This is a genomic window from Dactylosporangium cerinum, assembly GCF_042653625.1.
Taxonomy (GTDB): Bacteria; Actinomycetota; Actinomycetes; order Mycobacteriales; family Micromonosporaceae; genus Dactylosporangium; species Dactylosporangium cerinum.
Genome location: NZ_JBHSIU010000046.1, coordinates 102,021 through 114,579, shown reverse-complemented (window position 1 = coordinate 114,579; position 12,559 = coordinate 102,021). Strand labels below are relative to the sequence as shown.

10 protein-coding genes and 1 riboswitch are annotated in these 12,559 nt (G+C 72.3%); of the genes, 3 read left to right on the top strand and 7 right to left on the bottom strand.

The features are described 5' to 3' along the window. Positions 1–51 precede the first annotated feature (51 nt). Complete coding sequence (locus tag ACFPIJ_RS34310; protein WP_380121409.1) at positions 52–1,179, top strand: alanine racemase; 1,128 nt, start codon at positions 52–54, stop codon at positions 1,177–1,179. A gap of 9 nt (positions 1,180–1,188) precedes the next feature. Here ACFPIJ_RS34310 and ACFPIJ_RS34305 read toward each other — a convergent pair whose 3' ends face one another. Beyond that, positions 1,189–1,689 carry a peptide deformylase gene (locus ACFPIJ_RS34305; RefSeq protein ID WP_380121407.1) on the bottom strand — a complete coding sequence of 167 codons (501 nt, stop codon included), beginning with the start codon at positions 1,687–1,689 and terminating at the stop codon, positions 1,189–1,191. 85 nt (positions 1,690–1,774) lie between these two features. On the opposite strand from ACFPIJ_RS34305, the gene ACFPIJ_RS34300 reads away from it, so the two are divergent. Beyond that, positions 1,775–3,568: a substrate-binding and VWA domain-containing protein gene (locus ACFPIJ_RS34300; protein WP_380121405.1), complete on the top strand. Its 1,794-nt coding sequence runs from the start codon at positions 1,775–1,777 to the stop codon at positions 3,566–3,568. Between the two features lie 64 nt (positions 3,569–3,632). Here the strand turns inward: ACFPIJ_RS34300 and ACFPIJ_RS34295 are convergent, their stop codons facing one another. Further along, positions 3,633–4,835: a chorismate-binding protein gene (locus tag ACFPIJ_RS34295; RefSeq protein WP_380121403.1), complete on the bottom strand. Its 1,203-nt coding sequence runs from the start codon at positions 4,833–4,835 to the stop codon at positions 3,633–3,635. A gap of 132 nt (positions 4,836–4,967) precedes the next feature. Here ACFPIJ_RS34295 and ACFPIJ_RS34290 point away from each other — a divergent pair, with 132 nt between their 5' ends. After that, the gene (locus ACFPIJ_RS34290) at positions 4,968–5,177 is read left to right on the top strand and encodes a DUF5999 family protein (RefSeq protein ID WP_380121401.1); all 210 of its coding nucleotides are present in this window, start codon (positions 4,968–4,970) and stop codon (positions 5,175–5,177) included. A 21-nt stretch (positions 5,178–5,198) separates the two neighbouring features. On the opposite strand, the gene gcvP is transcribed toward ACFPIJ_RS34290, so the two are convergent. From gcvP to ACFPIJ_RS34265, 5 genes are all read right to left on the bottom strand, one after another. Continuing rightward, positions 5,199–8,021, bottom strand: a complete 2,823-nt coding sequence (gcvP, locus tag ACFPIJ_RS34285) for an aminomethyl-transferring glycine dehydrogenase (RefSeq protein WP_380121399.1) — start codon at positions 8,019–8,021, stop codon at positions 5,199–5,201. A gap of 75 nt (positions 8,022–8,096) precedes the next feature. Beyond that, a riboswitch (glycine riboswitch) is annotated at positions 8,097–8,191 on the bottom strand. Between the two features lie 102 nt (positions 8,192–8,293). Next, complete coding sequence (locus ACFPIJ_RS34280) at positions 8,294–9,364, bottom strand: hypothetical protein (protein WP_380121397.1); 1,071 nt, start codon at positions 9,362–9,364, stop codon at positions 8,294–8,296. A gap of 272 nt (positions 9,365–9,636) precedes the next feature. After that, entirely contained in the window at positions 9,637–10,794 is a 1,158-nt protein-coding gene (locus ACFPIJ_RS34275; RefSeq protein WP_380121395.1) for an RNA polymerase sigma factor, read from the bottom strand. Beyond that, positions 10,791–11,198 (bottom strand): YciI family protein, encoded by a 408-nt coding sequence (locus ACFPIJ_RS34270; protein WP_380121393.1) that lies wholly within the window; start codon positions 11,196–11,198, stop codon positions 10,791–10,793. Before ACFPIJ_RS34270 ends, ACFPIJ_RS34275 begins: the two co-directional genes overlap by 4 nt. Before the next feature lie 100 nt (positions 11,199–11,298). Then, a complete protein-coding gene (locus ACFPIJ_RS34265) occupies positions 11,299–12,558 on the bottom strand; it encodes a DUF1501 domain-containing protein (protein ID WP_380121391.1) in 1,260 nt (419 codons plus the stop codon). Between the last annotated feature and the right edge of the window lies 1 nt (position 12,559).

Genomic DNA, 12,559 nt, shown 5'->3' with positions numbered 1-12,559 from the left:
CGAGAAGCGTACCGGTGCATGGACTGGAGTCGACTGGTGGTTCCCCCGCACGTGTCCGTCGCCATACTCGCCGCCGAACGGCCGGTCTGTGCCTACGTGTACGACCGGGCCGTGCTGCACGCCAACGTGCGGGCCCTGCGCGCGGCGCTGCCGGCCGGGACCCGGATCGCGTACGCGATGAAGGCCAACGGCGACGACCGGGTCGTGGCGGCGCTGCTCACCCACGTCGACGGCCTCGAGGTGGCCTCCGGCGGGGAGCTCGCCGCGGCCGTCGCCGCCGGGTCGCCGTTCACGGTGTTCAGCGGGCCCGCGAAGACCGACGCGGACCTGCGCGCGGCGGTGGCGGCCGGAGCCGTGATCAACGTCGAGAGCCTGCATGAGTTGCGGCGGCTCACGGTGCACGGGCGTGCGCGGGTCTGCCTGCGCGTCAACCGGTCGCACCCGGCGCTGCCGGGCAGCCATGCGATGGCGGGGGTGCCGACCGCGTTCGGGATCGACGAGGCGCTGCTGCCGGAAGCAGTGCGGCTGGTCCGGGAAGGCGGCCTCGACCTCGCCGGGTTCCACCTGCACGCGGTGTCCAACAATCTCGACGCGGCGGCGCACGCCGCATACATCCGGGGCGCCGTCGCGTGGGCGGGCGAGGCGGCCGGGCGATGGGGCGTCCAGGCGCCGATCGTCAACGTCGGCGGTGGGTTCGGGGTCGACATCGCCGGCGACGGCCGGTTCGACCTCGAGGCGTTCCGCGACGCCCTCAGCGATCTTGATCTCCCGGCCGGGGCGACGCTGGTCGTGGAGCCTGGCCGGTTCGTGGCGGCGAGCGCCGGCTGGTACGCCGCGGAGGTCCTCGACGTCAAACAGACCCACGGGCGCTGGTTCGTCGTCGTGCGCGGCGGCACGCATCATTTCCGGCTGCCGGCGTCGTGGGGGTACAGCCACCCGTTCACGGTGCTGCCCGTCGACGCGTGGCCGTATCCGTTCGAGCGGCCGCAGGTCCGCGACGCGACCGTCGACGTCGCCGGTGAGCAGTGCAATCCCCGCGACGTCCTGGCCCGGGACGCGCCGGTCTCCGCTGTGCGGGCCGGGGACGTGCTGGTGTTCGCCAACACCGGTGCCTACGGGTGGGAGGTGGCGCACCACGACTTCCTGCGCCACGCCCACCCGCAGTTCATGATCATCTAGTCGGGGCGGTCAGGAGCGGGGCCCGGCGAACTGGGCGCGGACCGCGCGCAGCGCCTGGCGGCGGGCGTCGCCCTTGAGCGTGTCGACGTAGAGGGTGCCGTCCAGGTGGTCGGTCTCGTGCTGCAACGCCCGCGCGAGGAGGCCGCTGCCGGACACGGTCACCGGCTCGCCGTGCTCGTCGAAACCCTCCGCGGTCGCGTGCATCGCCCGCGGCGTCGGGAACCACAGGCCCGGGATCGACAGGCAGCCCTCCTCGCCGTCCTGGGTGCCGTCCACCATCGTGATCGTCGGGTTGACCAGGTAGCCGACCTGCTTGTTCGCCGCATACGAGAACACCCGCAGGCCCACGCCGATCTGGGGGGCCGCGACCCCGGCGCGGCCCGGCTCACCGGTCACGGTGTCCAGCAGGTCACGCACCAGCGCGCGCAGCTCGGCATCGAACGAGGTCACAGTCTCACAGGGGGTACGCAGCACCGGGTCGCCGAGCACCCGGATCGGTCGGATCGTCACACGTCACAGGCTACTTCGGGGCGGCGTGAACCCCGGTTGACGAGGGCCTAAACTATGCCGACTTCCCACCCCCGGAGGCACACCCATGGCCTACCAGGCCGACAGGGCGGACGTGCGGTCACACCGCAAGAGCCCAGCTCAGCGCAGATCACGGCGCCTGTCGTTGATCATCGGCGCGGTCGTCGTCGTGCTCGTCGCCGGCGGCACCGCCTACGGCGTCAGCCAGCTCGTCAAAGCTTCCTGTAACGGCACCGTCACCGCGAAGATCGTAGCGTCGCCGAGCACGGCGCCGCTGCTGCAGTCGCTCGCCAAGTCATGGACGGACGGCGACCCGACCGTCGCGGGGCGTTGCGCCCGCGTCGAGATCGCCGGCCGGGAGACCGCCTCGATGGCGCAGGCCCTCGGCACCGACTGGGACACCAAGGCCGGCTCCCCGCCGGACGTGTGGGTGCCGGACTCCACCGCCTGGGTGCGCCGGGCGTCGACCGCGGCGATCGCCGAGCGGATGATGCCGGACCTGCAGCCGATGCTGGCCCGCACCCCGTCGGTCCTGGCAATGCCGAAGCCGATGGCGGAGGCCCTCGGCTGGCCCGGCGGCGAACTGTCCTGGCAGGACGTCATCAACAAGGTCGCCGCCGACCCGCAGGGCTGGGCGAAGTACGGCAAGGGCGACTGGGGCAAGTTCAAGTTCGGGATGAGCGATCCGCTGCAGTCCACCGCCGGCCTGCTCGCCCTGATGGCGATCCTGGACGGCAACGACGACGGCGAGGTCACCGCCGAGGAGCAGGCCACCCTCGCCAAGCTCAAGCAGGAACGCGCCGTCTACACCGACACCACCGCGCAGCTGCTGGACGACCTGGCCAAGGCCGACGACCAGGACGCGGCCAAAGCGCTGGCGTTCGTCTCGGCGTTCCCCGCCCTCGAGCAGGACGTGCTGGCGTACAACAAGACCAACCCGAAGGTCCCGCTCGTCGCGGTGTACCCGTCCAACGGCAGCGCCGACGCCGACAACCCGTACCTCGTCCTGGACGCCCCGTGGGCGGAGAAGGACAAGCAGGACGTCGCCCGGCAGTTCCTGGCGTACCTGCGCGGCCCCGACGGGCGCAAGGTGTTCCTCGAAGCCGGGTTCCGTGACCCGAACCGCGACGCGGGCACCGCCATCAGTGGCAACAACGCGTTCAGCGCCAAGCTCAAGACGGTGCCACGGGCGGTGCTGCTGCCCGAGTCGGTGAAGCAGTCGATGGACTCGTGGACCGCGCTGACCCGCCCCACCAACGTCCTGATCGTGCTGGACATCTCCGGCTCGATGGCCGAACAGGTCCCCGGCACCGGGCGCAACCGCATGCAGCTGGCGAAGGACGCCGCCCGCGAGGCCGTGCAGCTGTTCGACGGCGACGTCGACGCCGGCCTGTGGGTCTTCTCCACCCGGCAGAACGGCCAGCAGGACTACAAGCAGCTCATCCCGATCGGCCGCGTCGGCGACCAGGTCAACGGCAAACCCCGCCGGGACCAGATGGTCACCGCGATCGACAAGCTCGCCCCGATCGGCGACACCGGCCTGTACGACACCGCCGCCGCCGCGCAACAGGCGGTCGTGGACGCGTACAAGCCCGGCGCCACCAACCTGGTCGTGCTCATGACCGACGGCAAGAACGACGACCCCACCGGCGGCCTCAGCCTCGACCAGCTTCGGCCGAAGCTCGAGGCGAACGCCACCAGCGACAAGAAGGTGCCGATCGTCACCGTCGGATACGGCAACGACGCCGACTTCGCGGCCCTGCAGGAGATCTCCCGGGTCAGCGGCGGCGCCCTGTACACCTCGAAGACCGCGTTCGACATCAACGAGGTGCTGCTCACGGCGATCTTCGGCAAGGTCTGACGCACGGTCTGACGCGAAGCCTGACGCACGGCATCGGCCCTGGCCGCCGCCCGCTCCTCGCGGGTCAGGCGGTCAGGGCCGCCTTGATCGGGGCGGTCTTCGCCGCGGCCTCGGCGACCTCGGCGGCCGGGTCGCTGTCCCAGACGATGCCGCCGCCCGCCCAGACGTGCGCGCGCCCGTCGGCGACCGCAACCGTGCGGATGGTCAGACCCAGGTCGATGTGCAGCCGCCCGTCGGGGCCGTGCCCGATCCAGCCGGCAGCGCCCATGCTCGGGCCGCGCCCGACCGGCTCCAGGGCGCTCACCACGTCGATCGCGGCCAGCTTCGGGGCGCCGGTCACCGAACCGCCCGGCCACACCGCACCGAGCAGCTCGGCGAGGCCGACCCCGGGCGCGAGCCGGGCGCTGACGGTCGACTCGGCCTGCCACAGCCGGGACCAGCGGCGGATGGCGAAGAGCTCATCGACGCGGACGGTGCCGGTGCGGGCCACCCGGCCGAGGTCGTTGCGCTCCAGGTCGACGATCATGATGTGCTCGGCGCGTTCCTTGACGGAGGCCAGCAGGTCCGCACGGCCCCGATCGGTGGCGGGCCGGGTGCCCTTGATCGGCCGCGTCACCGCCCGCCCGTCGGTGACCTCGACGAGCGTCTCGGGCGACGCGCACGCGATCCACCAGGCCGGGGTCTCGCGGGTGCCCCCACCGCACAGCACACCGCCGTAGCGGGCGCCCGGCAGGGCCGCGACCCTGGCCAGCGCCGCCCGCGGGTCACCGGCGAACGGAGCGCTCGCGTGGCCGACGACGTTGGCCTGGTAGACGTCGCCGCGCGCGATCGCGTCCCGGACCGCCTCGACCGCGGCCGCATGCTCGGCAGCGCTCCAGCTCGGCGTCCACGGCGCCGCCGTGCCACCGGCCCGCGCAGCCGGCGGCCCGGCGCCGGGACGCGCCGGCGGTGGGGTGTGGCCGTAGACGACCGCGACGAGGTCCGGCACCGCCGGTGCCGGGGACGCGACCCGCGACGGCGGCGCGAGAAGCACCGCCGCGCCGCACAGCGTGTCCGTCACGGTGCGTGATCGCGAGACATCGTTGACGGGAAGTCCGGCGGCGGTGAGGAACGCCGTGAGGATCGACAGCGGGTCCCCGCCGTCGCGGGAATGCCACTCGAGTCGGGAACGCTCCCATAGATGTGGGATGCACGACGAGGCAGACCCGGGAGGGTGAAGCTCCACCAACCCGGGCCGGCACCCGACGACCGGTCCTAATGTGCTCATACGAATGGCGGATTATCCCCGAGTTGTGTCGTGACGTGTTCGGAATTGTGTCGTTGGCCGTAGTAGCGTGCATCCCTGGTCATGTGAACAACCACACAGGCCTCAACTGAACCTCTCAATCGGAGACCCCCGATGCTCTGCCAGCACCAACCATCGTGTCCCTCAGCCGCCGACTCGGACCACGAAGCCGCCAGGATCATGGCCGCGCACCCCGAACAAGGGTGGAGCCTCCTGTGCAACGGCGTGATCATCTTCGAGGACACCGGAGAGCTTCTCCCCGACTGCAGCGTGATCGAACCGCACCGCGGCCCGGCCATGCACGTCCTGGTCCGAGCCGCCTGATTCGTCACCCTCAGTAGTCAGTCACTCCTCGTAGGCTGATGCCGGCGGGCAGGAGCACACCAGGTTCCGGTCGCCGTAGCTGTCGTCGATCCGGCGTACCGGTGGCCAGTACTTCGCCACCGACACGCCGGCCGGATACGCGGCCAGCGACCTCGGGTAGGCGTGCGACCACTCGTCGGCGGTGACGGCCGCGGCCGTGTGCGGCGCATTGCCCAGCGGATTGTCCCCCGCGGGCCACTCACCGGCCGCGACCCGGTCGATCTCCGCACGGATCGCGATCATCGCGTCACAGAACCGGTCCAGCTCCGCGAGGTCCTCGCTCTCCGTCGGCTCGACCATCAGCGTGCCGGTCACCGGGAACGACATCGTCGGGGCGTGGAAGCCGTAGTCGATGAGCCGCTTCGCCACGTCCGCGACACTCACGCCGGTCGCCTTCGTGATCGTGCGCAGGTCCAGGATGCACTCGTGCGCGACGAGGCCCTCGCTGCCGCTGTACAGCACCGGGTAGTGCTCCCGCAGCCGCGCCGCCACGTAGTTCGCCGCGAGGACCGCCGTCGCCGTCGCCTTGGCCAGGCCGTCCGGGCCCATCAGCCGCAGGTACGCCCACGGGATCGGCAGGATCCCCGCCGAACCCCACGGCGCCGCCGACACCGGCCCGACCGGCGCCTGCGCGTCCAGGATCGGGTGCGACGGCAGGAACGCCGCCAGGTGCGCGCGGACCGCCACCGGGCCGACCCCGGGACCGCCACCGCCGTGCGGGATGCAGAACGTCTTGTGCAGGTTCAGGTGCGACACGTCCGCCCCGAACTGCCCCGGCTTGGCATAGCCGAGCAGCGCGTTGAGGTTCGCGCCGTCGACATACACCTGGCCACCCGCCTCGTGCACCTTGGCACACAGGTCGGCGATGCCCGTCTCGTAGACCCCGTGCGTCGACGGATACGTGACCATGATCGCGGCCAGCCGGTCCCGGTGCAGCTCGATCTTCGCCTCGAGGTCGCCGAGGTCCACGTTGCCCAGCTCGTCACACGCCACGACGGCCACGCGCATGCCGGCCATCACGGCGCTGGCCGCGTTCGTGCCGTGCGCGCTGGACGGGATGAGGCACATGTCCCGCTCGGTGTCGCCCCGCGAGTGGTGATACGCCCGGATCGCCAGCAACCCGGCGAGCTCCCCCTGCGAGCCGGCGTTCGGCTGCAGCGACACCGCGTCGTAGCCGGTCACCTCCGCCAGCCACTGCTCCAGGTCGCCGATCAGCTTCCGGTATCCCTGCGTCTGCGACGCCGGCGCGAACGGGTGCACGTTGGCGAACTCGGGCCAGGTGATCGGCTCCATCTCCACGGTCGCGTTGAGCTTCATCGTGCACGAGCCGAGCGGGATCATCCCCCGGTCCAGCGCGTAGTCCTGGTCCGACAGGCGCTTGAGGTACCGCAGCATCGCCGTCTCCGAGCGGTGCGTGCCGAACACCGGGTGCGACAGGAAGTCGCTGGTGCGCCGCAGCTCGGCCGGCACCACGTCGGCGGTGTCCAGCGCCGTCACGTCGACGTGCGACAGGCCGAACGCGGCCAGCACGTCGCGCAGGTGACCGAACGTCGTCGTCTCGTCGCACGCGATCCCGACCCGGTCGGCGTCCACCTGCCGCAGGTTGATCCCACGGTCCGCGGCGGCCTTCGTCACCTGCTCCGCGTTGCCCGGCACGACCGCCGTCACCGTGTCGAAGAACGCGTCGTGCTCCGTGGTGACCCCGCCGGCGCGCAGCCCCGCAGCCAGCCGCACCGCCATGTCGTGGGTGCGCGAGGCGATCCCCCGCAGCCCGTCCGGGCCGTGGTACACCGCGTACATGCTGGCCGTCACGGCGAGCAGGACCTGCGCGGTGCAGATGTTGCTGGTCGCCTTCTCCCGCCGGATGTGCTGCTCACGGGTCTGCAGCGCCAGCCGATAGGCCGGGGCGCCGTCCGCGTCCTTCGACACGCCGACCAGCCGGCCGGGCAGCGTGCGCTCCAGGCCCTTGCGGACCGACATGTACCCGGCGTGCGGCCCGCCGAAGCCCATCGGCACCCCGAACCGCTGAGCGCTGCCGACCGCGACGTCCGCGCCGAACGCACCCGGCTCGCGCAGCAGGCACAGCGCGAGCAGGTCCGCGGCGAACGTGACGATCGCGCCCTTTTCGTGGGCTTCCGCCGTCAGCCGCTCGTAGTCGCGGACCGCGCCGGACGCGCCCGGGTACTGCAGGTGGATGCCGAAGTACTCCTCCGGCCTCTGGTTCCCGGTCAGGTCGGCCACGTGGACGGTGATGCCCAGCGGCTCGGCGCGGGTCCGGATCACCGCGAGGGTCTGCGGCAGGACGTCCTTGTCCACGACGTAGACGTCGGCCTTGACCTTCGACGACCGGCGGGCGAGGGTCATCGCCTCGGCGGCCGCGGTCGCCTCGTCCAGCAGCGACGCACCGGCGACCGGCAGACCGGTCAGGTCCGTGATCACCGTCTGGAAGTTCAGCAGCGCCTCGAGCCGCCCCTGGCTGATCTCCGGCTGGTACGGCGTGTAGGCCGTGTACCACGACGGGTCCTCGAGCACGTTGCGCAGGATGACCGGCGGCGTGTGGGTGCCGTAGTAGCCGAGGCCGATCATGCTGACCAGGGTGCGGTTGGCCGACGCCAGGGCCCGCAGCTCCCCCAGCACCTCGGCCTCGGACGCCGCGAGGGGCAGCGCGAGGGGCTGGTGCCAGCGGATGGAGCCCGGGATGGCGGCCGTCATCAGCGCCTCGACCGAGTCATACCCGACGGTCTTGAGCATCCGGGACTGCTCGTCCGGGGATGGTCCGATGTGCCGGCTGGCGAAATTGGTCATTGGCCACACTCTTTCGGATCCGGGGTCGGGGGTGCGCACGTCCCTCCCCCTCTGTCGTGTGGCCTCCAGAGGTGCCAACCCGTCGCGGTCCTTCTGCCTGAGAGGTTCCGGGGAGGATTTGCCCCTTCGGCGCCGTCCTGGGTGCAGACGGTCTCTCCCGCGCGGGTATTGCCGGCATGCCCAATCTACCAAGTGCCGCGAATCTGACCATGGTCGCTTCTGCGTGGGCGACGCCACAGCGGCTGGTGCGTCCTAGGAAGCTAGGTTATGATTCAGGGGCGGCAGCGGGCGGAGTTCGCGTCCACCATCAGCAGCGAACCGTCGACCGCCTCGAAGTCCTTGCCGGAGAGGCCCTTCAAGGCGTTGAGCTGGTCGTTCTTCCACCGGTCGTCCTGGGTGCCGGAGAAGAACCACGGAGATCCGTTGTCGGAGAGGATCGCGCCGTACTGCTTGAGCGCCTGCGCCACCACGCGGGCCTGAGGAGGGAACTTGGAGATGTCGACGGAAGCCTTCAGCCGGAAGCGGGCGCCCATCGGAGGCAGCGCCGGGTCCGTGGCCGACGAGGCGGCGTGGCGGGCCGGCCAGACATAGGCCTTCTTCGTGCGGGGCGCGGTGAATCGGATCGCGTGGTCGATCCGGCCGGCCGCGACCTCGTCGGCGCGCGGCAGCCCGGCGAGGATCGACAACCCGGCCGCGTCCGCCGACGTCCAGCCGGCCTTGCGCAGGTCGTTGCGGCGCAGGTCGAACACGGCACCCGAGCCGGCCTTCCAGGAGCCGTCCGCGTTCGGGTGGGCGTCGAAGAGCTCGTACGCCTTGCACGCCGCGGTGTCGTGGACGATGACGTGCCGGTCGCCGTCGGCGTTCGGGCCGCCCTCGACGCGGGCGTTGCGCGGGACCGGGTAGGGGCCCTTGTCGCTCTCGTCGGCGTACTCGAAGGTCACCTTGACCGTGGCCTGCCCCGCGCCGACGGTGGTGACCGGGATGCCGAACGGCGCGCCGTCGATGAGCCCCGCGCCGAAGTCGGGATGCGCGTGCGCGGACGCCCCGATGCTGGCCACCCAGGCCGCGGAGTCACGGTGCACGGGCAGCTTCGACACGTCGGCGTGCCAGACGTTGTCCGCGGGAAAGATGGTGCAGCCGGCCTGGGCGGCGCCTGAGGACGCGGCGCCCGATGGGCCGGACGACCCCGGCACGGCGCCGGGCGACAGGCCCTGCGCGCCGGACTCGGCTGACGCACCCGACGGGCCCGTGGCCTTGGCGGCGTCGGCACCTCCGGACGAGCTGCAACCGCTCACGGTCACCGCCACCATCACCATGACCGCCAGCGCGGCACTGCGCCTCATGATCCTCCTCGGGTCGGCCCCCGATCCTCACGGACCAGCCGGGACGATACCCGGACCCGCTGTCCGACTCACCACCCCGTGCCCGAGCGCGGCCACACTCCCCCAACCGCCTCCGGCAGCATCGCGTTGCGGTCCTCGGACTGGACGCGGCCGTTGCCCGCGCTTCCCGAACTGCGGGAAACCGCCACCACCTGGTTGATAGCTGGTGTCCACGAGCCACTCATCAACCAGGTGGTCGCACGATCGATCGAGCCACCGTGACCGGGTGGTGGTCACGGGGGTGTCCGGGGGCGCAGGTGGTGGCGGATGCGGGCGGCCTGGCGGGTGAGGTGGTCGCGTTCCGGGAGGCTCGGGGCGGCGTGGGAGGCTTCGGCGTAGAGGTCGGCGGCGCGGGCCAGGTCGCCGGCGCGTTCGTGCAGGTGGGCCGACACGGCCGTGAAGCGGGGCACGGACGGATCCACGGCCGCCAGAGCCGCCAGGCCCGCCTGCGGGCCGTCGGCCTCGCCGAGGGCCACCGCGCGGTTGAGGCGCACGACGGGGCTGCCGGTCAGGGTGAGCAGCTCGTCGTACCACTCCACGATCTGCACCCAGTCGGTCTCCTCGGCCGAACGGGCGTCGGCGTGCAGGGCGGCGATCGCGGCCTGGGCCTGGTATTCGCCCAGGCGGTCGCGGGCCAGGGCGCTCTGCAGGATCGTCACGCCCTCCGCGATGAGGGTGGTGTCCCAGCGCGACCGGTCCTGTGCAGCGAGGGGCACGAGGCGGCCGCCGGGGCCGGTGCGGGAGGCGCGGCGGGCGTGTTGCAGCAGCATGAGGGCGAGCAGCCCGGCGACCTCGGGCTCGTCGGTGAGGGTGGTCAGCTGCCGGGCCAGCCGGATCGCCTCGGCGGCCAGGTCGACGTCGCCGCTGTAGCCCTCGTTGAAGACGAGGTACAGGACGCGCAGCACGGTGCCGAGGTCGCCGGGCTGGTCGAGCGGCAGGCCCGCGAGGCGCTTCTTGGCCCGGCTGATGCGCTGGGCCATGGTCGCCTCGGGGACCAGGTACGCCGCGGCGATCTGCCGGGTGGTCAGGCCGCCGACGGCGCGCAGGGTCAGGGCGACCGCGGCGGCGGATGGCAGGGTGGGATGGGCGCACAGGAAGTACAGGCGCAGCGTGTCGTCGGTGGCCAGGGCCGGGCCGTCCGGGGCGAGCGCCTCCACGGCGAGCTCCCGGCCGCGCCGGGACGCCTCGGCGCGCACGACGTCGAGGTGCTTGCGCCAGGCGACCGCGACCAGCCACCCCTTCGCGTCGCGGGGTGGGTCGTCCGGCCAGGTCGACAGGGCCTTGATGAGGGCCTCCTGCACGGCGTCCTCGGCCGACGCGAAGTCCGCTCCGCGCCGGACGAGGACACCGATGACTGCGGGCACCAGGTCCCGCAGCAGGGATACGTTCACTCCGGATCGGTCAGCGACATGGTGAGGATCGGCCGGACCTCCAGCCACTCCTGGATCGGCCGGCCGCCGGGGCCGGGGGCGGCCGACAGCTCGCCGGCCAGTTCGACGGCGCGGTCCCAGGACTCGACGTCGATGATCATCCAGCCGGCGACGAGGTCCTTGGTCTCGACGAAGGGGCCGTCGGTCACCGGCGGACGGTTCTCGCCGTCGGACCGGACGAACGCGCCCTCGGGCGAGAGGGCACGTTCGTCGACGAGCTCACCGGTCTCCTGCAGTCGGACCGCGAAGTCGCGCATGTACTGCACGTGCGCGTCGACCTCCTCCGGCGTCCACTGGTCCATCGGCGCGTATTCGTGCGCCGGCTTCGGACCGCCCCGGTAGTGCTTCAGCAGCAGGTACTTCAAGGTCGCTCTCCTCCGAAAGGCCGCAAGAATGCGGCGTTGCACCCCTGGGACGGAGCCGCCGCCACCTTCTCGACACACAAGCCTGCCTGAATTGAAAAAATCAGCGCGCGGCGACCAGGCCGTAGGAGGACGGGGTCACGTCCGGGAACACGTCGCCCAGGGCGCCGAGGCCGCAGCGGCGCTGAAGGATCTCGCCGATCACCGAGCGGTAGTCGGTGGTGGCCGCCAGGTCACCTGCGGTCAGCTTCGCCGGGGCGAGGCCGGGCCAGGTGCCGTGGACGCGGCCGCCGCGCACGCCGCCGCCGAGCAGGAGCATGGCGTTGCCGTTGCCGTGATCGACGCCGCGGGAGCCGTTCTCCGCGACGCGGCGGCCGAACTCGCTCAGCGTCACCAGGGTGACCCGGTTGAACGCGGCGCCGAGGTCGGTGGCGAACGCCTCCAGGGCGAGGGCGAGCTCGGTGAGGTGGTCGTGCATCCGCTGGCCCTTGACGGCGGTGCCGAGGCCCTCGTGCATGTCCCAGTCGCCGAAGTCGACGGTCGCTGCCATCAGCCCGACGTTGGCCTTGACCAGGCGGGCGACGTCGCGCAGCGCCTTGCCGAGCGCGGTGTTCGGGTAGGTGGCGGCCGGGGTGTACGCGCCGAGGGCCGCGACGGTGCCCAGGGTGGCGTTGACGGCGCGGGCCGGGTCGGCCAGGACCGCCGGGGCGCCGTCGAAGAGCTTCGCGAGGGTCGCCGCCATGGGGGTCTTCGCGTCGTTGCCGGCGAGCTTGAACGTGTCCACGGCGGCCATCGACACGTCGGGGGCCGGGCCGGCGAACAGCCGCGCGGGGCTGGTGGCCCCCATCGCGACCCCGGCCGTCGGGGCGGTGGCGCCGGCGACGCCGAGCATCCGGTCGAGCCAGCCGGTGCGCACGGACGTGCCGGCGGCGGCCCGCTCGAGGTCCTCCATCGCCTGGAAGTGCGAGCGGGACGGGTTGGGCTGGCCGACGGCGTGGACCGCGCCGAACGTGCCGGCGGTCCAGCGGGCCAGCAGCGGCGCGAACGCCGGGTTGAGCCCGAAGGTGCCGTCCCCGGCGATCACCGACGCCTTCGGCACGGCGATCGTGGGGCGGGCGGTGTAGTAGTCGGGGTCGCCGATCGGCACGACGGCGGACAGCCCGTCGAAGCCGCCGCGCAAGGACAGCACGACGATGGTGTCGCCGGTGTACGGGGTACCTGCGAACGCCAGCCGGGTGGCGAGTCCCTCGCCGACGAGCCCGGTGAGGGCCGCGCCGGCACCGATGGCGGCGGCCCGGCCGAGCAGCCCCCGCCGGGACAGACCGGTCGCGTCGGGGGTGCAGCAGGAGGAAGGCAGCGTCATA